The sequence below is a fragment of the Clostridium sp. DJ247 genome, from assembly GCF_014231265.1.
On the sequence record NZ_JABAIW010000027.1, the window covers coordinates 1 to 22427 of the forward strand.

Sequence of the window (22427 nt, forward strand, 5' to 3'; positions counted from 1 at the left end):
TCACTTCAACAGATTAACTAAGGAACAACAGAAGGAAGTTATAAGCAGAACTTTCCATGAAGCTCTGTAACTTATAGGATTACCAATATAGATAAGAAAAAACTGTTAAGAATAGATGAAAACGAACGAACACTTACAAGATAACATATAAATATAAAAAATAGATATAAAAAATAGATATATAAAAATAGCCATATCCTTATAGTTAAATATATATTAACTTAATATTAATAAATATGCCCGTTGTCTTTACGTCAACGGGCATATTTATTAATTAGGAAGTTTATTATATAATATTTTTAGATTCAAAAGATGATATATTTTATGGAGGTATCATATGACAATAGGTAAAATTCACTCTTTCGAGAGCATGGGATTGGTAGATGGTCCAGGAATAAGATGTGTAGTATTTATGCAGGGATGTGTTTTAAGATGTTTATACTGCCATAATCCTGATACTTGGGCATTTAATTGCGGAACAGAAATAACACCACAAGAATTAGTTAAAAAGATAATTAGATTTAAACCATATTTTAAAAATAATGGAGGTGTAACTTTTTCAGGTGGTGACCCATTAATGCAGCCAGACTTTTTAAAAGAAGCTTTAAAGTTATGTAAAGATGCAGGTATCCATACAACTATTGATACTGCTGGATATGGGGTAGGGAAGTACGAAGAAATTTTAAAATATACTGACTTAGTGATACTTGATATAAAGCATGTTGATGATGATGGTTATAAGAATTTAGCTGGAAGAAGTAAAACTGGATTTGATGAATTTTTAGATGCTGTGCAAAAAAGTAATACAAAACTTTGGATAAGGCATGTAGTAGTGCCAGGGTTAACAGAGGTCGAGGAACATATAAAGAAATTAGCTAAAATTATAAAAGGTATTAAAAATGTAGAGAAAGTCGAACTACTGCCATACCATACCCTTGGTATAGATAAATATGAGAGATTAGGTATAGATTACAAGTTGGCTGGTCTAGAACCTATGGATAAGGAAAAAACAAAAAAACTACAAGAACTTTTGCTAAATGAATTAAAATAAAAATACATTAAAAAATAAAAACTATATTACGAATACTATAAATAGGTGTTGCGTAATATAGTTTTTTTTATATGTTATTTTTTTAATTCTGCAATACAGCTAGTACAGATATTCTTGCCTTTGTAGTTTATTACGTCTTTAGCATCACCACAAAATATGCAGGAAGGGTTGTACTTTTTTAATATAATATTATTTCCTTCTACATAAATTCCTAAAGAGTCTTTTAGGTCAATCCCCAAAGTTCGTCTTAATTCTATAGGTAAAACTATTCTTCCTAGTTCGTCCACTTTTCTAACAATACCAGTAGATTTCATGTGATTTCCTCCTAAACAAAATTCGACTTATTATTTAATTAAATAATAACATTAATGCTATTATTAGTCAATGTAATTTATAAATTTTAATATAATATATAATAAATATATAAATATGGATTTATGTGGCATGAAATCGTTGCATAAAAATAATTTGTTAAATAAAAAATAAATTATGAACTGGGTAAATTTGTAGTTAAATTAAGTAAAATAAAATTGTTCTATATATATTAATGTGATATACTAATAAGGTAATTAGTTATATAGAGTATGCTAAATAATTTTAAATAATATTTAATGTTAACTAATAGCATTATTATAAATACATAAAGTAAAAGGAGAATATGAACATGGTTTACTATAATGAAGATGATTTATGTATAATAGAAAACGATTTACGATATTTAGAATTATTGTCCAAACAGTACCCTTCAATTTCAGCAGCAAGTACGGAAATAATAAACTTGCAGTCTATATTAAATCTACCAAAGGGGACAGAACACTTTATAAGTGATATTCACGGTGAGTATGAGTCCTTTACTCATATGCTTAAAAATGCATCAGGGGTTATAAGAAGAAAAATAGATGATGTATTCCAAAACTCACTAAGAGAAAGAGAAAAAGATGGACTAGCAACTCTAGTGTACTATCCAGAACAAAAGATAGAACTAATTAAAAAAAATAAAAGTAATAAAGAAGATCTAGAGGATTGGTATAAGATAACATTAAATCAGATTATACAATTATGTAAAAATATAAGCAGTAAGTATACAAGATCCAAAGTAAGAAAGGCACTTCCGAAGGATTTTGCATATATAATTGAAGAACTTCTTCATGAAAATGTAGATATAGTAGATAAGCAAGCATACTATAATGGTATTATAAAAACCATTATTGATATTGACAGGGCTAGTGAATTTATTATAGCAATATCAAAAGTTATTCAAAGGCTTGTAGTTGATAAACTTCATATTATAGGGGACATATATGATAGGGGTCCTGGTGCAGATATTATCTTAGATGAGTTGATGAAACATCATTCTGTTGATATCCAATGGGGAAATCATGACATGTTATGGATGGGTGCAGCAGCTGGATGCCAGGCTTGTGTAGCTAACGTACTTAGAATATCCTTAAGATACGCTAATCTCAGAATCATTGAAGATGGATATGGAATAAATCTATTACCACTAGCTACTTTTGCCATGAGGTCTTATGAAGATGATATCTGTGAAAGATTTATTCCAAAAGTATTGGATAAAAATCTAAATGAAAATGAACTATTTCTTTTTGCAAAAATGCATAAGGCTATATCAATAATTCAGTTTAAAATTGAGGGTAATATAATAAGAAGGCATCCAGAGTTTGATATGGAAGATAGATTATTATTAGATAAAATAAATATAGAACAAGGGGAAATAAACTTATATGGTAAAACATATAAGTTAAATGATACAAATTTTCCTACGGTGGATTGGGAAGATCCGTATAAGCTGACTCATAGAGAATTAGACTTAATAGAAAAACTAACTCAATCCTTTAGTAATAGTGAAAAATTTCAACGTCATATAAAATTTTTATATAATAAAGGCAGTATGTATTTAGTTTATAATTCTAATTTACTGTTTCATGGTTGTATACCCCTAAATGAGGATGGAAGCTTTAAGGAAGTTAAAATAGGCAACACAAAATATAGTGGAAGAACGCTGCTGGATAAGGTTGATCTTATAGCAAGAGATTCATTTTTTATTAAGAATGATATGAAATTGAAAAAACATGCTTTAGATATGATGTGGTATTTATGGTGTGGACCTGACTCTCCAATGTTTGGAAAAGCCAAAATGACTACTTTTGAAAGATATTTTATTGACGATGAAAGTACTCATAAAGAGGAAAGAAGTTATTATTACAAATATAGAGAAAACGAAAATATATGCAAAAATATTTTAAGTGAATTTGACCTTAATATAAACACTTCGCACATTATAAATGGACATCTTCCTGTAAAGACAAAAGATGGAGAGAGTCCTATAAAAGGAAATGGAAGGCTACTTGTAATTGATGGTGGGTTTTGTAAGGCATATCAACCACAAACTGGAATTGCAGGATACACTTTAATTTATAATTCTTTTGGACTATTACTAACATCACACGAACCATTTTCTACTATAAAAGATGCAGTAGAAGAAGATAGAGATATTTTATCCTCTACAATAATATTAGAACATGTAGTAAAGAGAAAAAGAGTATCCGATACAGACATAGGTGTAGAACTAAAAAAACAAATTACAGATTTAGAGAAACTGCTTACTGCTTATAGAAAAGGTCTAGTTAAAGAAGGGGCAACGGACAGCAGTATTTAAATAAAATCACTGTATATCAGATTTTTAATTCATAATACATACAATATAGGGTTTCTAAGAGGAAACTTAACTTATACTCCGGAATATGTTGCCAAACTTCAGCACGTTAAAAACTTTTAATCAGTCTAAAGTTCGTGTTTTTGAAAATCTAAGAAGCTTTGATAAACTCGTACCTCAAACATATCAAAGCTCCTAAGATTTTCAAAAAACACTTCACTAAGACTGATAAAAAGTTTTTAAATGTGCTTCAGTTTTGTCAACATATTCCTACGTATAAGTTAAGTTTCGAGTTAAAAACCCTACCCTATAGATAGCCACAACTTAAATTTAACTTATACGTAGGGATATAGTACCAATGTTGAAGTCACATTTAAATATTTTTTTATTAATCTTAGTGAAAATTTGAGAAAAAATCTTAGAACTTTAGATATGGTTGAGCATAGCGAGTTTATCAAAGTTCTTTTATATTATTATGAAACTCCTCCTCCTTACGTCAGAGGAGTAAGCGATTCGCACAAAATCACAGATTTTGGCTCTCTGCTTAAATTTGAACTTTAGACTAATTAAAAATATTTAACATGACGAAACATGATAATATATCCGGTCGTATAAGTTAAATTTCGGGCGTGACTATCTATAGTAGTGATGAAAAAATTCTGCAAATAGCCTCAAAGGCTTTAATAAAAGGTGAAAGATTAGTAAAGTATTCTTCAGTTACCCTTTTACTGTTTTTCAAATCTTCATAAAATAAACTTTCCAATTGTTCAGTTGTCTCTTCATCATAAATAACTGCATTTATCTCATAATTTAACACGTAACTTCTAATATCCATATTTGCGGTTCCGATGGTACATATCTTACCATCTACTGAAGTAGTTTTAGCGTGTATAAAACGTTTTGGATCATAAAGATATACTCTTACTTCATTTTTAGCCATTTCTGCTAAGTAGGTTCTAGATGCATAATAAACTAGAATGTGATCACATCTAGCAGGAAACAGTATATGGACGTTAACTCCACTTAAAGCTGCAATTTTTAGCGCATTAGCTATACTTTCACTTGGTATAAAGTAAGGGGTGGTAATATAAATATGGTCCTTTGCCATACTTATCATCTTTAAAACCGCCTGTTCTATAGCTGGGAATTCCGAGTCAGGACCACTTTTTACTAACTGCATGAGTTTTTCGCTGCTGCTGCTATTCTCCATAGTAGGAAAGAATTCTTCAAAGTCATCACCATAGTAGAAAAATTCTTTATTTGCTTCTTTTATTGTTGCAAAATCATCCAAGAATACTGCTTGGAGTCCATATACAAAATCTCCTCTAACCATAAGGTGAGTGTCTCGCCAATATCCAAATTTGCTTTTTCCAATATACTCATCACCTATATTGATACCCCCGGTAAAACCTACTTTTCCGTCTATAATTACTATTTTTCTATGATTGCGATAATTAATTTGTGTATTAATTTTTCTCAGTAAAGGAGCTAAGAAATATGAATATTGCACTATATCTACACCAGCTTTTTTTAAATCATCAACGTACTTCCTTTTTAGCCGTATACAACCTACTCTATCAAATATGATTCTTACTTTAACGCCGGACATAGATTGCTTAATTAGTATATCTTTTATTTCATTACCAAGTTCATCACTTTTAACTATATAATACTCCATGTGAATATGGTGTTTGGCTTTTAAAAGTTCCTCTTTAAGGGCTTGGAATTTCTCTTTACCATCTTTGAAAATAGTTATATTATTGTATTTAAATAGAGGTGATTCACTATTTTTATATAAAAGTTCAATAAGAGAAGTATAAGTGTTATCTTTTATTCCCTTCATTACCTCATATATTAATTCTTGAAGGTTAATATTAGTTTCATTATGAAGCTTGTGCTTTTTCCAATTTCTCCCTAAAAATATATATGCAAATAACCCTAAGAAAGGAAATACAACAAATACCAAAAGCCATGCTATAGTCTTTTCAGGATTTTTCCTTTCCAATATTATTACAGTAACAGATATTATAGCATTAACTATAATTATCCAGTATAAAGCACTTCTCAAATTATGCCCACCTCCCTAAGTAATAATTTATACTATACTAGAATGTAAAAACTAACTTGAGATACTAATGTGTTTAATAATTATTCTCTTATATAGAAATATTAATTTAATTATAACATATTAAGCTGATCAATAGTCATAAAAATGTAAAATTACTTAAAATATGACATAATCGATTAAATTATTATGAAAAGTTTGTATTAGTTTGTAAAACACATCTTAATTATAGAATACACTTATTATGAAAAAATAAACATAGTAGTATTACTTTATAATATGATAAAACACAACAGTAAGTAGTCATCAGATAAATTATTTATATAGATGGAACTTTTAAAGTTAATTTAAAGATTTAGTACCTATAAAAATCTATTAAATAAATTTTACTGTATCAGGTTAATATAAAAAATTATTGAGTGAATAGACTTTTATATAAAAACATAAAATAATGTTGAATTATATATAGTAATAAGTATAAGGATGTGAAGTTATTATGCCAATAACAACTGTAAAATCTACTACTAAAAAAATTAAAGATAAAAACTCAGTTATATGTGAGAGTAGAGGATTTAATTTTACTTTAGAACCAACAGCTGAAAATGATAACATGAATTCAGCTATGAATCCCATGGAAGCTTTATTAGGGTCACTAGGAGCATGTGTAACTCTTATTACCCTTAATCATGCTAAAAATAATGGTATAAACATAGAAGATATTTGGGTGGAGCTAGAGGGAGATCTTGACTCTGATGGAACAATGTCGCCCAATATAAAATCAGGTTACACTGATATAAGATGTAAAGTTCATATAGACACTGATGCTAGTCAGGAGCAGATTAGTAATTTGATGGATACTGTAAAGAGCAAAGCTCCAGTGGCAGATACAATACAAAGTGGAGTTAAACTTGATATAGTTAATATAAAGCCAATAAAAACTATGATTTAATTTAAAATTTTAGATTTATCAAATAAAGTGAAAGCAGAGAGCCAAAATCTGTGATTTTGATATGGTCGCTTACTCTGTGAGTACTCATCTGATCTAAGGAAGATGAGTTTCATATAAAGATGGGAGTATTAGAGCGGGTAGTTATCGGATAAAAAACAAAGCAGAGAATTAAATAGTTCTCTGCTTTGTTTTATTGTTAGTTAATTAAGTGTTAACACAATGTTAAAATTAATAATAAATTGTCATATATTATGAGCTACTATTATATTTTAACAATAACGAAAAAATTACTATTGTAAATTTTTTGTCATATTGTGTTACTTTATGATAAAATTAAGATGTTTATATTTAAATAAAAGAGGTAAATTTAAAAGAAAGGGAAAAAGTATGAAATCAATTATTTTATATTTAATGTTTGTAGCATTTTTATTAGGTACTATTCCAAGTAGATTTATAGTAAATAGATTAAAGAAACAAGGAAAAATTAAAGAAGCTGAAAAAGTTTCCATATCAGTACTTTTACGATGGGCTAACTTTACTGTAAAGCATGCAGGAGTTAAATTACATGTAGAGGGGCGGGAAAATATACCAGAAGGAAATTGCCTTTTTGTATCAAATCATCAGGGCGTATTAGATATACCCGTAATATTATGTGCAATAAATAAAGCTATAGGTTTTATAGCAAAAAAAGAGTTGTTGAAATTTAAATTGGTTAGTTCATGGGCCAAGGAGAATCATTGTGTGTTTATAGATAGATCTAATATAAGAGAATCTATAACTGCAATTAATGAAGGAGCCGAAAATCTTAAAAATGGTTACAATATGGCTATATTTCCAGAAGGAACAAGAAGTAGAGGTCATAGAATGGGCAAGTTTAAAAAGGGTAGTTTGAAGCTTGCATTAAAGTCAAATGCTTTGGTTGTTCCAGTGACCATAGATGGTACTTATAAAGTAGTAGAGGCTAATGGCTGGAAGGTTAAACCAGCACATGTAAATGTAGTTATATCAAAACCAATTGATGTTAGTGATTTAACAAAAGAACAACAACAAAATCTATCTGAACTTATAGAGAATACTATAGAGTCTAACCTATCAAAAATTATTAATAAACAGAACTCTTAGCTTATTTTTTTGCACCTTTCCTTAATAATCTATATAATATTAAAAAGATGTTAGCAACAATTGCTAACAAGAAACCTGTTTGTAAAAAGGTATAGGAAGACTTTTTACAAACAAATTCTATGCTGACTTAAATTACCACAGCAATTATTACGTTAAATAATGAACTTATACTATACCCCGCTCAAGGTGCATGAATATTTGAATTAAAATCTATCATAATCTGTAAAGATAAACTATAATTGTTTTTAAAATATAATGGCACAATTATATGTAAGTTCCACCATAAATATATATGCAAAATTAACAATTTTCAAAATTTTTACAAGTGTAAAATAATAAAAATTATGATATAATCAGAGTATAGATATAACTTAAATAAATGGGAGGGGAAAAATTGCTAAAGTGCGAAGTCTGTGGTAAACTAGCGGATAAACATCATATTGTGTACAGAAGCCAGGGTGGTATAGATTTTCCGCTTAACTTTAAGTATCTTTGTTCCGAGCATCATAGGGGTAGGACAGGTCCACACAAGAATAGAAAGTTAGATTTAGAGTATAAGCTTGAAATGCAGAGCAAGTTAAACTTAGTATTGCATAAAGAATTCTATACTATAGATGAATTAGTACCATTAATCCAGATAAACAAAGGTATGTTAAAAAGATTATTTAAAGAATTTAAGTTATACAAGGAAGGATACAAAAAGTCAGATATAATATACAGGCTTATGGGTAAAAAAGTGTACACAGAAGATATGCTAGAAGAATATTATGATTTTATAATAAACTTTTAAATATGTATTCTTAGTATAAAAGATTCTAAGAATATATAGTAAAAGTTTATATATATTTATTTATATAAGTACAATTATTAATAATAAAATAGCAAATGACAAGAGGTATAAATGCTTGTCATTTGCTATAAAAATATATTATACATAATTATTTCTAAAGAAAATTTTCTCAATATTTAATAAATTTTACTTTTTTATAAAAGATAAAGTTTATTTATTGATAAACACTAAACTTTAAAGTAGATTATACGAAATATAAGCAAATTATTTAAATTTCCTTTATAAATAAAATTAATTATATTAGAAAGAGGGGGAATAACTATGAACGAAAATATATTAATGCTTTTAAGCCTAGATGAAATTAGCAGTACTGTAAAAGGATTAAGACTTGCATTAAATTACATTAATGATAAAGAAATAAAAATAGATGAAAAATTTAAAAAAGATATAGATGATATGTTAAAAAAATTACGATATGTTGAATCTGAGTATATAAAAAAAGCTGATTAGTAAACTTTTATAAGTATTGCTTATAAGTAGTTCTTTTAGTAATAACAAAAAACCCTAGTGAGTTAATCACTAGGGTTCTTATATACTAAATGTGAGAACCATTATCTTCATTTCTTATAGCTCTTGCCTTAGCATGGGGTGCTGCAGTATTGCCAGTATCCATATATCCAGTTCTAGAATCTAAACTATTTTCATTATGATCATTTGCAGATTGTAACTTTGAATCTTCTATATTAACAAATTTCTTTCTTGTCATAACTATACTCCACCTTTATTTTATAGAATATGCCTTTTATATTTTAAATCTACCAATTTTACTAGTAGTAAGACTCTTGCTTCTGTAGTATAGAATTAACTATTTTTACTCTATAGATTTGTTTAACCTAAAGTTTCACATTACCTTGCTGAGTATTTTCCAGATGTTCCTGGTATTTCTTTGTTAACTCTTCTGTGTTCAAACTTTTTTCCGGTTTGTTTAGTGAATTTTTCTTCTCCAAGAACTTCAATTTTCTTTTTAACCATTCATAACTCCCCTTTCAAGATTATTTTCTCCTATGCTAAGTGTTTTATTCTAAAAAAATCATATGATAAAATTTTAAAATATAGACATTTAGACTTGAAACTTATATAAAGTTTTATGTAATCAGTTCAATACTTTTAAATTTTTAAATTCTTTATTGACAAATATAATATAAAGTATTATTATGTATTACATAAACATATACTTAATCTTTTGACAAGGAGTAGTAACTATAAAGTTTAGTTTTAGAGAGTTGAGGATGGTGGAATCTCAATACCATAACTAATAGTGAATGGACCTTAGAGGAGTAAGCCGAAATTCAAACATATTTGAAGAGTAGTATTTACCGTTAACCATACGTTATAATGGGTAGGACATGTTAGTGTCTGAAAATGAGAGGTGCTTATTTTAGCACAATTTAGGTGGTACCGCGGATATATCTCCGTCCTATTTTTAGGACGGAGTTTTTATTTTACAAAAATATATTTTTGTTAACAGAAAAGTTCCTCTAAAAATTCTAAGGGAAGTATTAGTATGTTGTGAAAGGTAAAAGTTTTTATATGAATTAGCAATTTATTTAATAATTAATTTTTAAAAGGAGATGTGTATATTTATGAAAATAAAAAAAGTTATAATAAATTCATTATTTTTGGCTATAGGAGCTGTTTTACATCAAATTGCTCCACCTCTATTATTTGGAATGAGACCAGATTTTTCACTAGCTATGCTATTTATAATACTGGTTTTAAATGATGATTATAAGACTTGTTTAATATCAGGTGTGGTAGCAGGAATATTAGCAGCAGCTGCCACAAGCTTCCCAGGTGGACAACTAGCAAACATAGTAGACAAATTTGTAACTACAAATATTATGTTCTTCCTAATACAACCTTTAAGAAATATAAATATTATGTTTTTTTTAAGAGAAGATTTATCAAGTAGGTTAAATAATCAGATAAAAATTATTTTAACTACAGCAATAGGAACTATAATAAGTGGAACAGCTTTTTTATCAGTAGCATTTTTAACTGCAGGGTTGCCAGGAAAATTTAGCGTATTATTCATAGGAGTAGTTCTGCCAGGTTGTTTAATAAATACTATAGTTGCTGCAATTTTATTCAATGCTTTAAATATAGCCATAAAACGTGGAGCTATTAAAGGAATGTAACTAATTAAAGGTTGCTATAGGTTTAAACCTATGCAACCTTTAATACTTTAGTTTTAGGTATTAATCATACTCCAATTGCTTTATAGATTCTTTTCTATTTTTTTGTTTTTCTTTTACGTTTTCTAGAGTTTCATCATCCATCTTAGAACCAAAGTGATCAACATATTCTTTAGTATCTTCATAATTTTCCTTTAAGTTCTCTAACTGATGGTCATCATAGGTAGGGCCATAAAGGATAGTATTTTTTAGATGTTGAAGTTCAGCTTCTCTAGCTAATTGTATATCTCTTGCGTGAGCTTTTCCTTTAGGATCACCTATGTTTGAGTATTGCTCTAAATGTCTTTCAGTTCTAGTATGGTTTTCTACAGTACTCATTAATTGATCTATACGATGTTCAGTTTCTTCTTCATATCTTCTTTTTGATGCTAATCTATCATTTTCCTTATTTTCTACTTTTGTCATTAATAATTCCTCCTCACAACCATAAGATACATTCTTATTTTGGGTTTTATGAAGAGGTTTAATACTATAGAATCTTTACTAAAATTACAAGTATTTTAGTAACTATATTTTAAAATCATTAAATTGGAATACAAAACATTAATTTAAATTACATAAAATTTAAATTAATGTTTTTTATATGTAGATATATAACTTTAAAACCTGTTATGCTCAGCTGGATATTTATTCATATAGATACACACAGATTAAATTTAACTTATACGTAAGTATATATTACCATGTTGAAGTCACATTTAAATATTTTTTTATTAGTCTTAGCGAAAATTTTAGAAAAGCCTTAGAACTTTAGATATGTCTGAGGTACGAGTTTATCAAAGTTCTTAGGCTTTTCTCAAATTTGAGCTTTAGACTAATTAAAAATATTTAACGTGACAAAACATGGTAATATATACTGGAGTATAAGTTAAATTGCGGGCATGGTTATCTATATCTAAGATTTTTCATACTTAAATCTAAAACTTTAAAAGAATGAGTCAAAGCACCTGTAGAAATGTAATCTATTCCTGTTTTAGCTATAGCTCCTATAGTATCTAAAGTAACATTACCAGAAGCTTCAATCTCCGCTTTTCCATCTATAAGCTCCACTGCTGTTGTCATAGTTTCTATATCCATATTATCAAGCATTATTATATCAGCCTTATATTCTAGAGCTTCTTTAACTTGCTCTAGGCTTTCCACTTCCACTTCTACTTTTCTCACAAAAGGAATATTTTTTCTTGCGGTTTCTATAGCAGTTTTTATTCCACCAGCAGCATCTATATGGTTATCCTTTATTAAAACCCCATCATTTAGACCAAATCTGTGATTTGTTCCTCCACCAACTTTTACAGCATATTTTTCGAATACTCTCATATTAGGTGTAGTTTTTCTAGTATCTAAAAGCTTCACATTTGTTTCTTGTAATTTTTCAACAAACTCTCTAGTTAGAGTAGCTATTCCACTCATTCTTTGAAGAAAGTTTAAAGCAACTCTTTCACCTGTTAATATGGTTTTGGTGTTTCCATGTATTTCTGCAATCTTTTGTCCTTTATAGATGTTATCAGAGTCTTTTACATAAAAATTCACAATAACATCTCCTAGTATAGAAAAAACTCTTTGAAAAACTTCAGTACCAGCTATTATACCATCTTCTTTAGCAATCAAATCTACAGTAGCTTGTTTATTGTGAAGGATTATAGATTCGGTGGTTATATCTCCATAGTATATATCTTCGTTAAGTGCTCTTTTTATAATATCATCAGCTAATAGCCAATTCATTCTTTATATCTCCTCTCAATTCTATAATGGCATTGGTAAGTATTTTTTTGTTTAATGTTTTTATACAATTTAAATCAAAATTTGAATTAAATACATTAATATCTTTAACTGATATACCATCAATCCTATTATTGATGTCGCAGGCTCCTCTTCTAGAAAAAACTAAAGCCTCTAAAAGGGAATTACTTGCCAGTCTGTTAGCACCGTGAACACCAGTACAGCTAACCTCACCAAATGCATACAAACTTTCCATAGATGTTTTACCGTATGAATTAACAGCTATACCACCCATAAAATAGTGCTGTGCAGGTGTAACAGGTATAGGTTCCTTTGATATATCTATACCATTTTTCAAGCATTCACTATAAATTGTAGGAAATCTATTTTCTAAAAAGCTTTTTGGCATAAAACTAACATCAAGGTAAACACACTCTGAATCAGTATTCTTTTCTTCTTCAAGTATACGCTTACTAACCACATCTCTAGGAAGCAGCTCATTTACAAATCTTTGTCCACTATTGTTAATAAGTTTACCACCTTCACCTCTAACCGATTCAGAAATTAGAAATTTTTTTTTGCTAGTATCCTTAGTGAAGAGAGCAGTAGGATGAAATTGAATATAATTTAAATTCTTCACCTGAATTCCGTTTTTTAAAGCAATAGCTATACCATCACCTGTTATTATTCTCTCATTAGTGGAGCTTTTGAATAAGCCACCAATTCCTCCTGTAGCCAACACTGTAACTTTGGCATAAATATTAATTTGTTTATCTTCTTTTATACATACTGCACCTATACATGTATTATTATTTTTTAATACATCAATTACACATAAATTTTCAACTATCTTTACATTTTTTTTAGATAAAACATTATTTAAAAGAGTTTCTTCTACTTTTGCTCCTGTTTTATCTTTGTAATGAACTATTCTGTTAACTGTATGGGCACCTTCTCTAGTAAAAGACAACTCCTGTTTTTCTTTGGTAAAGTCTACACCAAGTTGTAGTAATTGGTTAATATTGTCCATAGACTCTTCTGCTAAAATTTTAACTGCATTAATATCATTTAAGTATTGACCAGCTTTCATTGTGTCGTTAACAAAAACATCTATATCAGTATAACCTCTAGCAACGGATATTCCACCTTGAGCTAAATTAGAGTTACATTCATCAGCTTTACCCTTGGAAACCATTAATATATTTAAATCCTCTCGTAAATTGAGAGCTGTATAAAGGCCTGCCACTCCTGTTCCTACTATTAGAACGTCAGTAATCATATCCATATAATTTTACCTCCCTAGTTCATGCATCATTGCTAATGAGTTATATGCTTTTTGTCTAACCTCTTCGTCAACTTCAATATTATATTCCATATTTAAAAGACTATTATGAACATCTGTAAGATTAGTTTTCTTCATATTGATACAAGACATTCCTCCACCAGGAAGATAAAATTCTTTATGAGGATTTTTAGTTTTAAGTTGATGAAGGACTCCTTCTTCAGTAACAATAAGAAACTTATTCCTAGAGGAATTATTTACATAACTTATGATTTCGCCAGTACTTCCTAGAAAGTCTGCAGCTTCTCTAACAGGTTTTTCACACTCAGGATGAGCAAGAATTACTATATCATTATGCAAGTTTCTTGCTTTTTTTAATTCATCAACTCTAACTTTTTTATGAGTTATACAAAAGCCATTCCATAAAATAATATTTTTTTCAGGCACTTGTTGTTGAACATATTCGCCTAAATTTTTATCTGGTAAAAATATTATTTCGTTTTCTTTAATATTCTTTAATATTTTTACAGCATTAGATGAAGTACAACATATGTCTGATACTGCTTTTACTTCTGCTGTTGAATTTATATAACAAACAACCTTAGCGTTAGGGTGTTTTCTCTTAAGTTCCTCTACATCTGCAGCATCTGCCATTTCAGCCATAGGACAACCTGCATCTATAGCTGGTAACAGTACAGTTTTCTCAGGAGAGAGTATTTTTGCACTTTCAGCCATAAATTTTACTCCGCAAAATACTATAACTTTTTCACTACATTCTTTTGCCACTTTACTTAAATAGTAAGAATCGCCAACCGCATCAGCTATATCTTGAATATCAGCTCGTTGATAATAATGTGCTAAAATGAATGCGTTTCTTTCTTTTTTTAATTTTATTATTTCTTCTTTTAAATTTACTACCATAATTTTGCCTCCGTAAGCTATACAATATACTTTACAAGTGTATATACACCGATATATAAAATATACCACCAAAGAATACTTATATCAACTTATTTATTTGTATTGTTAATGGAATTTTTAAGGAATAATGCTGTTAAAATGGTAGAGTAATCTATTTAGATACCCACGCTGGAAATTTAACTTACACAATAAGAAAAGAATAATAAATTTTATAGTAGGATAACATAAGTAATGTACACAAAATGCATGGAGGTGTTACATTTGGGTAAAATAGGTGATAAAAGAAACTTTAAGCAAAAAGGATTTAAAGATCAAAATCAATTTTCTAAAAATCAGATAAAGCAAACTATAGAGAAAAGAGCCTATAATGAGAGTGGATGGAATAACAAAGATGGAGAACAGTATGAATAGAATATAAATTCTGATCTCAATGGGAAGTGTAATACTGAAATAAGCACAGTAATATAAATATATAACTTTTACAAAAAGCTTGTTGTGATATAAGTAGTATTGTCGCGGCAAGCTTTTATTAACGATTAAAATGTAGGCTTATTATACTAAGCTTTGAATCTTAGACGAATTTATAATTAAATGATATAATACTTTTGAAAATAAAAGAATTATAGGGTTCCAGATTAGAACCCTATAATAAACTAGTTAAGAGGTAAAAAATATGTTTTTGATGATTGATAACTATGATTCTTTTGTTTATAACCTAGTAAGATATTTTCAAGAATTAAATGAAAATATTAAGGTATTTAGAAATGATGAAATAAATCTGAATGATATAGATAAAATGGACATAGAGGGTATTATAATTTCTCCTGGACCTAAAAATCCACAGCAAGCAGGAGTTTGTGTAGATGTAATAAAAAAGTTCGGAGGTAAGATACCTATTTTGGGTATATGTCTAGGTCACCAAAGTATAGGTTATGCTTTTGGTGGTAATATAGTTAATGGAAAAGATCCTATTCATGGGAAAATATCAAAAGTATATCATAATGAAACGGGCGTGTTTAAGAAGATAAAGAACCCTATTAAGGTTACTCGATATCATTCTTTAGTTATAGACGAGATGACTCTGCCACAATGTTTTACAATAACTTGCAAAACAACAGATGGGATTATAATGGGAATAAGACATAAGGATTATTTCATTGAAGGAGTACAGTTTCATCCTGAAGCGGAGCTGACGGAATGTGGACATGAAATGCTTAAAAATTTCATAGACGAAGCAAAAAGTTTTAATAAAAGTAAGTATAGATAAGAGATAAAATGTATTGACTAATTGGTGAAACTTATGGAGGTATATATGGATGTATTTGTAGAAGAGATAAAAACAGAATTAGATAGCTTTGATATATATTCATTATTTAAGGATGATAGTACTGCAACATTTTTAGACAGTGGTATGGATGCAGAAAATTTAGGAAGATACTCTTTTATAGGTCTTAATCCCTTTAATACATTTAAATATGAAAAGGGTATTTGTACTATTAATAGTGAAGAAAAAATGCATGGAGACCCTTTTGAACAGATAAAGAAGCTTCTTAATAAGTATAGAGTAGAAAATAGTACTGGATTGCCATATGTAGCTGGTGCCATGGGGTATTTCGCCTATGATTTATGTAGGTACATAGAAAAGATTCCTAAATCAGCTATAGAAGAGGTTGAGATACCTGAATGTTACCTATACTTTTATGATAACGCAATAATTGTAGATAATCTAGAAAAAAGAACATATATAACGGCTCTAGGTATGCTTAAACCACAAAATGAAAGCTGTTATGACATAAAAAAAGTAATAATGCAAGGACAACCAGTTAAGTATACAAATTTAATAGAAAGAACAACAGAATTTACAGCTAATTTTACAAGAGATGGATATATTGATACTGTAGAAAAAGTTAGGCAGTATATAAAGAATGGTCATGTATATATTACAAATTTGACACAAAGATTTTCCTGTGAAACTAGAAGAAACCCTTATGAAGTTTATAAGGATTTAAGAAATATAAATCCCGCTCCTTTTGCTGCATTTATGAATGTTGAAGGGTTTAGCATACTATCATCTTCACCAGAAAGGTTTTTGGAAATAAGAAACAGATTAGTGCAAACTAGACCTATAAAAGGAACTAGACCTAGAGGAAAGAATGAAGAAGAGGACTTAAGTAATAAATTGGAACTTATTAATAGTGAAAAAGATAAATCGGAGTTGCTTATGATAGTAGATTTAGAAAGAAATGATTTAAGTAAAGTGTGTAAACCCTATTCAGTAAAGGTTACAGAACTATTCAAGTTAGAAAAGTACAGTACAGTGTTTCACTTAGTATCAACTGTTATTGGGGAGTTAAGAGATGAATATACTTCAATAGATTGTATTAAAGCTTGCTTTCCAGGAGGATCTATTACGGGAGCACCTAAGGTTAGAGCTATGGAGATTATAGAAGAATTAGAACCAACCAGAAGAAATATATATACTGGTTCTATAGGATATCTAGGTTTTGATGGAAACATAGACTTAAATATAGTAATAAGAACTATACTTATGAAGAATGGAAAAGCATACTTTGGAGTTGGTGGAGGAATCACCTGGGAATCTGTAAAAGAAAACGAATATGAAGAAACTCTAGACAAGGCAAAAGCTTTAATGAAAGTTCTATAGAGTTCCTAGCTGGAAGCTTAACTTATACTCCGGAATATGTTGACAAACTTCAGCACGTTAAAAACTTTTAATCAGTCTAAAGTTCGTGTTCAAGAAAATCTAAGAACCTTATATAAACTCGCTACGCTCAAACATATATAAGGTTCTAAGATTTTCTAAAACACTTTACTAAGACTGATAAAAAGTTTTTAAATGTGTATTCAGTTTTGTCAACATATTCCTACGTATAAGTTAAGCTTTCAGCTAGGAACTCCTAAAGCTTAATGGATGGTATGGAGGTGAATTTTATAATGATTTTAATAAATGGTCATAATGGAGAGTCAAAATCCTTGGAATTGGATAGTGGTCTTTATTTTGGTAGAGGGCTCTTTGAAACTATGATGGTTAAGGATAGGCCTATTTTTCTGAAGGAACATTTGGATAGAATAAACAGTGGGCTTGAAACTATAGGGATAAATACAAAAATACATGAAGACATAGTAATGAATGCTATAAAAACTATGGGGTGTAAAGACTGTGTATTAAAATTAGTAGTTACGGAGAAAAACATAATTTTTACTACAAGAAAAAATAATTATACAGAGCAACAATATAAAAAAGGCTTTAAAGTTAAAATAAGCTCGTATAGAAGAAATGAATATTCTCAAATCACATATTTAAAGTCTTTAAATTACCTTGAAAATATTTTAGAACATGAGAAGTGTATTAATGAAGGGTATAATGAAGTTTTGTTTCTCAATACTAAGAATAAGTTAACAGAAGGCAGCATCTCTAATGTATTTTTTGTTAAAAATAGTAAAATATATACACCGGCTTTAGAATGTGGATTGCTGGATGGTACTTTAAGAAAGTTTGTATTAAACAACTTCAAAGTAGTTGAAGGAAGTTTTACTAAAGAGGATTTGGTATGTGCAGATGCAGTATTCCTAACTAACAGTGTTATGGGTATTATGAGGGTATCTAGTTTGTATGAAAAAAAATACGATTTTTGTGAAATTATAGAAGAAGTAGCACAAGAATATGAGAAACAGCTAAAAATTATTTAGAAATGAGGTGAAGGCTGGCTATATCTAGTAGAATAATATAGATAACAGGCCGGATAAGTTATGACAAAAGTAATGAAAATAGGCAATAAAAGTTTTGAACTTGGAAAAAGGACATATGTTATGGGAATATTAAATATTACACCAGATTCATTTTCTGATGGTGGAAGATTTAATAATTTAGAGGAAGCAGTTAAACATGCAAAAGAAATGATTGAACAGGGAGCAGATATAATAGATATTGGTGGTGAGTCCACAAGACCTAATTATACACAAATATCTGAAGAAGAGGAGATAAACAGGGTTATTCCTATAATTAAAGCTTTAGCAAAGGAAATTGATATACCAATTTCTATAGATACATATAAAGGAAAAGTAGCAGAAGCAGCAATAAGAGAAGGTGCAGCATTGGTTAATGATATATGGGGCTTTAAAAAGGATCCATACATAGCTAAAGTTACAGCAAAATATGATGTGCCTTGTTGTATCATGCATAACAGAGATAACAAAAATTATTCTAATTTAATAGAAGATATATTAAATGATTTAAAAGTAAGTATAGATATAGCACTTAAAGCAGGCGTAAAATCAGAAAATATTATATTAGATCCAGGAATAGGATTTGCCAAAAGTTACGAACAAAATCTAGAAGTTATGAGGAATTTAGAATACTTAAAAACCTTAGGATATCCAGTTCTCTTAGGTACATCTAGGAAATCAATGATAGGTAATACTTTAAATCTTCCGCCAGATGAAAGAGTAGAGGGAACAGTTGCTACCACTGTTATAGGAATCATTAAACAATGTGACTTTATAAGGGTACATGATGTTAAAGAAAATAAAAGAGCTTGTGTTATGACTGACACTATAATTAGAAGATAATAAAATAATACACTTAAATATCTTAAGGAAATCTTAAGATATTTTTTATTATACATACTAAAACTATTAGTATATAAGTCGTTGGTAACTCATATATATAACTTAGATAGGTAAACTATAATTTCTCAGCTTTAATATTATGTGAACCCAAAAACTATAAATGGGAGGTATTAATATGGACATATTACAGGAACTAAGTAAGATAGAAATTAGGAACAAAGCTATTGAAGAATTAATTGAATCACAAAATAAAATAATTAATGATTGTATAGATAGATACAAATTTTATAAAGTAGAACTGGAGAAAATAGATATATTGACAAAGTTATCCAATGAAAATATTGAAAATATAGAACAAAGGAATAGGTATGCTCAAGAAGTAGAAAGTGCATTAAATGAGGCAAAACAAGCTATTGAATTAAAGGCAAAATTGGAAAGTCTTAAATAATATAAGGGCTCTTAAAGAGCTCTTTTTATACATAAACATTTCATTGTATGATATATACAAATTGGAGGATGGTACAATGATTAATACTATGGTGTGTAAAAAAGAGGGCTGCAGCGGTAATACATTTAAAGTTAGTGTTCAGAGGCTAAAGCTTATTTTAATATGTGCAGAATGTAAGGATTTTGAAAAATATAACAAAGAAATGAATTTAAATATTCCCACTATATGTAGTAAGTGCACAGGGGAAGTATTTAAAATAGGAAAAAACATAGAAACAAAAGAAATGGTTTTTCAATGTATGTGTTGTGGACATAAATTCACTTTTATGCCTAATAATAAATATATAGCAAAATAATTTATATTTAAAATAAAGTGAGAGCTATAAAGCCTATACTAGTTAAAAAGTATAAGCTTTATAACTTTAATCCTCTTCAGGTTCTAAGAAACTATTTTTACTTGATTTAGATGAATCATTATAATTAGGTAACAAAGGAATATTTCCTGATAACCCATCATAACCTGGGTTAGATTCGCTTGTTAAGCCAGCAGAAGTTGACAATCCTAAAGATTCAGTAACAGATGGAGTTGACCACATCATATCCCTATCAGAACCCTTTGTCTTTTGCATTATTATGCACCTCCAGGTAATTTTATCAGTAGTAGTATGTGCAAAAGAACAGGAAATATATAAATTTATATTTGCCATACAAACAAAAATATTGATTACAAGGCTATTATATACTAGGATAAAATCTTTATCTGTGGACATTATAATTCTAGAAAGGAGAGTTGTATAATGAGGGATAAACTCAGCAATCTCTTAAGAAATTTGTCAAGTAGAAACAAATATGAAAATCACACTATAAAAGTTTTAAATAAAAATGACATTTTATCTATATATCATAACAAAAATTCTTCTATTATTAATAAATCTAAAGTAAGTAAATGGCTATAAATAAAGCATAATAAAAGTTATTTGTAACGAAACGGGGTTAACTAAAATTTTTATATAATAGAATACTTTAAGTTATAGAAGTAGCTGGAATATAAGTTCCAGCTATTATTTATATACAAAGTTTAATATAGATATCCACAGCTTAAATTTCGGGCATGAGTATCCATAGTCAAAATAAACTTGTATATTTAATAATTTAACATATAGGAAGTTTGGCTATACTACTTCTTTATGACTATTGTTTAATGCCTTTGCTTTTCTATATAAGTTACCACGACGTATTTCTAAACTTTTTATATTCCATATGCATTCCTCAATAAGATCAATGTCATCTATTAAATTCCATTTGTTGTATTCATTTTGTATTTTTATATTTACGTCATTAAGAGCTTCAACGATATTTTCTAAATCCATAATATCACCTTTCTTTTTAATTACTAACAATTAATTTAATTAATAAATTTTCTTTATATTTTTCACTAATTATGTGCTTTTAAATTCATTAGTGTTTAAACTAGTAACTATTTAAGTATGATATATTAAGAATTTATTATAGTTGCTGTAGGAAACAAATAAGTACTTTATTAGTACTTTTTATTATAGATATATTTAAAATTGCAGAAATTTATGCTATATTAAGGGAATTTATTGTATTTCGTAATATGCAGCGCAAATATAGTTAATTTATTAAACACTCAGATAGGGCTAAAACCTCATCTGAGTGTTTAATAGATTAACTATAAGTTATGTTTAGGGTTTTGGCATACTACAGTAACTGCTTGGACGAGTTCATTTAAAACATCAGTTCTAAATTGTGGTACTAATTCATTAATTTTTGAATAAACAACACCCTCTTCAGTAACAACATATAATGGTTTTAAATTGTTTAAAGCTTTAGCTTTAATATCATCAACGCATTTTTCGCATTTGCATATATTGGTATAATTTTTTAAAACTGTTGGTAATATTTCATCAACTATTTCTTCCATATAATTTTTAAGCATTTTTAACCTGATTTCTAAAACTATGACAAATTAATTTTTGCATAGTTTTTCATTCTATTGACTAATAGAACGGTAGTATCACAGGATTCAACTACTAGGATTAAGACAACTATCTTAAAATCTCGCTTTACATCTAAGTAACGTCTTAAGCCTCCTAGAAAGAAACTCCTTCCACCAAAGCCTTTCCTTCTAGGTGTACTTTGGCAGTCTTTATATTATAAAAATTAAGATTTATGCTATTCCTAATATTTGTTTCCTATTTACTATCCAAGAATCAGGTCTTTCACCTACCTTTCTTTTTATAATTTTATTTATATAATTCCACTTACTCCAATCATTCTTTTCATTGAGTAGTTCATTGTTATCTACAAGTTTATCTTTTAATATCTTAGGTATTTTTTCTTTAAATTTATAACTCCTCCTAGCTATTAGCATAGCAGCTCCATTGTGAACTGCCATTCTATAATATTGATATAAAAAATAATAGAGTAACAAAGTAATATATGATAATTAAATTACTATATATAACTATAGTGTGATGAGGTACTTACTTTTGTCAAGTAAATATGATAAAATAAGTAATAGAAACTGGAGAATATTAT

General features: G+C 28.5%; 26 protein-coding genes and 1 other annotated feature. Of the genes, 14 read left to right on the top strand and 12 right to left on the bottom strand.

The window, feature by feature from the left end; genetic code table 11:
- Nucleotides 1–337 precede the first annotated feature (337 nt).
- Entirely contained in the window at nt 338–1051 is a 714-nt protein-coding gene (gene pflA / locus HGI79_RS12020; protein WP_185650932.1) for a pyruvate formate-lyase-activating protein, read from the top strand.
- 74 nt (nt 1052–1125) lie between these two features.
- Here the strand turns inward: pflA and HGI79_RS12025 are convergent, their stop codons facing one another.
- Nucleotides 1126–1365, bottom strand: coding sequence for an AbrB/MazE/SpoVT family DNA-binding domain-containing protein (locus HGI79_RS12025; RefSeq protein WP_185650933.1), 240 nt, complete (start codon nt 1363–1365; stop codon nt 1126–1128).
- A gap of 350 nt (nt 1366–1715) precedes the next feature.
- Between HGI79_RS12025 and HGI79_RS12030 the strand changes: the two genes are divergently transcribed.
- Nucleotides 1716–3728: a fructose-1,6-bisphosphatase gene (locus tag HGI79_RS12030; RefSeq protein ID WP_185650934.1), complete on the top strand. Its 2013-nt coding sequence runs from the start codon at nt 1716–1718 to the stop codon at nt 3726–3728.
- Between the two features lie 634 nt (nt 3729–4362).
- Here HGI79_RS12030 and cls read toward each other — a convergent pair.
- The gene (cls, locus tag HGI79_RS12035) at nt 4363–5793 is read right to left on the bottom strand and encodes a cardiolipin synthase (protein ID WP_185650935.1); all 1431 of its coding nucleotides are present in this window, start codon (nt 5791–5793) and stop codon (nt 4363–4365) included.
- 493 nt (nt 5794–6286) lie between these two features.
- Between cls and HGI79_RS12040 the strand changes: the two genes are divergently transcribed.
- From HGI79_RS12040 to HGI79_RS12055, 4 genes are all read left to right on the top strand, one after another.
- Nucleotides 6287–6739: an OsmC family protein gene (locus tag HGI79_RS12040; RefSeq protein WP_185650936.1), complete on the top strand. Its 453-nt coding sequence runs from the start codon at nt 6287–6289 to the stop codon at nt 6737–6739.
- A gap of 387 nt (nt 6740–7126) precedes the next feature.
- Nucleotides 7127–7861 carry a 1-acyl-sn-glycerol-3-phosphate acyltransferase gene (locus HGI79_RS12045; protein WP_185650937.1) on the top strand — a complete coding sequence of 245 codons (735 nt, stop codon included), beginning with the start codon at nt 7127–7129 and terminating at the stop codon, nt 7859–7861.
- Nucleotides 7862–8255: 394 nt separating this feature from the next.
- A complete protein-coding gene (locus HGI79_RS12050; RefSeq protein ID WP_185650938.1) occupies nt 8256–8651 on the top strand; it encodes an HNH endonuclease in 396 nt (131 codons plus the stop codon).
- 321 nt (nt 8652–8972) lie between these two features.
- Nucleotides 8973–9161: a hypothetical protein gene (locus tag HGI79_RS12055; protein WP_185650939.1), complete on the top strand. Its 189-nt coding sequence runs from the start codon at nt 8973–8975 to the stop codon at nt 9159–9161.
- A gap of 85 nt (nt 9162–9246) precedes the next feature.
- Here HGI79_RS12055 and HGI79_RS12060 read toward each other — a convergent pair whose 3' ends face one another.
- Entirely contained in the window at nt 9247–9417 is a 171-nt protein-coding gene (locus HGI79_RS12060) for a hypothetical protein (RefSeq protein ID WP_185650940.1), read from the bottom strand.
- A 140-nt stretch (nt 9418–9557) separates the two neighbouring features.
- Nucleotides 9558–9683 (bottom strand): hypothetical protein, encoded by a 126-nt coding sequence (locus HGI79_RS23255; RefSeq protein WP_278046703.1) that lies wholly within the window; start codon nt 9681–9683, stop codon nt 9558–9560.
- A 202-nt stretch (nt 9684–9885) separates the two neighbouring features.
- Nucleotides 9886–10134, top strand: a binding site (T-box leader).
- A gap of 154 nt (nt 10135–10288) precedes the next feature.
- On the opposite strand from HGI79_RS23255, the gene HGI79_RS12065 reads away from it, so the two are divergent.
- Nucleotides 10289–10849: a tryptophan transporter gene (locus HGI79_RS12065; RefSeq protein WP_185650987.1), complete on the top strand. Its 561-nt coding sequence runs from the start codon at nt 10289–10291 to the stop codon at nt 10847–10849.
- Between the two features lie 60 nt (nt 10850–10909).
- Here the strand turns inward: HGI79_RS12065 and HGI79_RS12070 are convergent, their stop codons facing one another.
- From HGI79_RS12070 to nadA, 4 genes are all read right to left on the bottom strand, one after another.
- Nucleotides 10910–11311, bottom strand: coding sequence for a hypothetical protein (locus tag HGI79_RS12070; RefSeq protein ID WP_185650941.1), 402 nt, complete (start codon nt 11309–11311; stop codon nt 10910–10912).
- 480 nt (nt 11312–11791) lie between these two features.
- Nucleotides 11792–12628 carry a carboxylating nicotinate-nucleotide diphosphorylase gene (nadC, locus tag HGI79_RS12075; protein WP_185650942.1) on the bottom strand — a complete coding sequence of 279 codons (837 nt, stop codon included), beginning with the start codon at nt 12626–12628 and terminating at the stop codon, nt 11792–11794.
- Nucleotides 12609–13910, bottom strand: coding sequence for an L-aspartate oxidase (locus tag HGI79_RS12080; RefSeq protein ID WP_185650943.1), 1302 nt, complete (start codon nt 13908–13910; stop codon nt 12609–12611). Before HGI79_RS12080 ends, nadC begins: the two co-directional genes overlap by 20 nt.
- A 6-nt stretch (nt 13911–13916) precedes the next feature.
- Nucleotides 13917–14828 carry a quinolinate synthase NadA gene (gene nadA / locus HGI79_RS12085; RefSeq protein ID WP_185650944.1) on the bottom strand — a complete coding sequence of 304 codons (912 nt, stop codon included), beginning with the start codon at nt 14826–14828 and terminating at the stop codon, nt 13917–13919.
- 261 nt (nt 14829–15089) lie between these two features.
- Here nadA and HGI79_RS12090 point away from each other — a divergent pair, with 261 nt between their 5' ends.
- The 7 genes from HGI79_RS12090 to HGI79_RS12120 all read left to right on the top strand — a co-directional run bounded on the left by HGI79_RS12090 (nt 15090) and on the right by HGI79_RS12120 (nt 20221).
- Entirely contained in the window at nt 15090–15239 is a 150-nt protein-coding gene (locus HGI79_RS12090; RefSeq protein ID WP_185650992.1) for a hypothetical protein, read from the top strand.
- A 262-nt stretch (nt 15240–15501) separates the two neighbouring features.
- A complete protein-coding gene (locus HGI79_RS12095; RefSeq protein ID WP_185650945.1) occupies nt 15502–16095 on the top strand; it encodes an aminodeoxychorismate/anthranilate synthase component II in 594 nt (197 codons plus the stop codon).
- 45 nt (nt 16096–16140) lie between these two features.
- Nucleotides 16141–17493, top strand: coding sequence for an aminodeoxychorismate synthase component I (gene pabB / locus HGI79_RS12100; protein ID WP_185650946.1), 1353 nt, complete (start codon nt 16141–16143; stop codon nt 17491–17493).
- A gap of 290 nt (nt 17494–17783) precedes the next feature.
- On the top strand, nt 17784–18539 hold the full coding sequence (locus HGI79_RS12105; protein WP_185650947.1) for an aminotransferase class IV: 756 nt from the start codon (nt 17784–17786) through the stop codon (nt 18537–18539).
- A gap of 72 nt (nt 18540–18611) precedes the next feature.
- Nucleotides 18612–19418, top strand: a complete 807-nt coding sequence (gene folP / locus HGI79_RS12110; RefSeq protein WP_185650988.1) for a dihydropteroate synthase — start codon at nt 18612–18614, stop codon at nt 19416–19418.
- A gap of 175 nt (nt 19419–19593) precedes the next feature.
- Nucleotides 19594–19866: a hypothetical protein gene (locus tag HGI79_RS12115; RefSeq protein ID WP_185650948.1), complete on the top strand. Its 273-nt coding sequence runs from the start codon at nt 19594–19596 to the stop codon at nt 19864–19866.
- 76 nt (nt 19867–19942) lie between these two features.
- Nucleotides 19943–20221 carry a hypothetical protein gene (locus HGI79_RS12120; RefSeq protein ID WP_185650949.1) on the top strand — a complete coding sequence of 93 codons (279 nt, stop codon included), beginning with the start codon at nt 19943–19945 and terminating at the stop codon, nt 20219–20221.
- Between the two features lie 66 nt (nt 20222–20287).
- On the opposite strand, the gene HGI79_RS12125 is transcribed toward HGI79_RS12120, so the two are convergent.
- From HGI79_RS12125 to HGI79_RS12140, 4 genes are all read right to left on the bottom strand, one after another.
- A complete protein-coding gene (locus tag HGI79_RS12125) occupies nt 20288–20494 on the bottom strand; it encodes a hypothetical protein (protein ID WP_185650950.1) in 207 nt (68 codons plus the stop codon).
- A gap of 543 nt (nt 20495–21037) precedes the next feature.
- Complete coding sequence (locus tag HGI79_RS12130; protein ID WP_185650951.1) at nt 21038–21235, bottom strand: hypothetical protein; 198 nt, start codon at nt 21233–21235, stop codon at nt 21038–21040.
- A gap of 323 nt (nt 21236–21558) precedes the next feature.
- A complete protein-coding gene (locus tag HGI79_RS12135) occupies nt 21559–21810 on the bottom strand; it encodes a late competence development ComFB family protein (protein WP_241428200.1) in 252 nt (83 codons plus the stop codon).
- 246 nt (nt 21811–22056) lie between these two features.
- A complete protein-coding gene (locus HGI79_RS12140) occupies nt 22057–22260 on the bottom strand; it encodes a hypothetical protein (RefSeq protein WP_185650953.1) in 204 nt (67 codons plus the stop codon).
- Between the last annotated feature and the right edge of the window lie 167 nt (nt 22261–22427).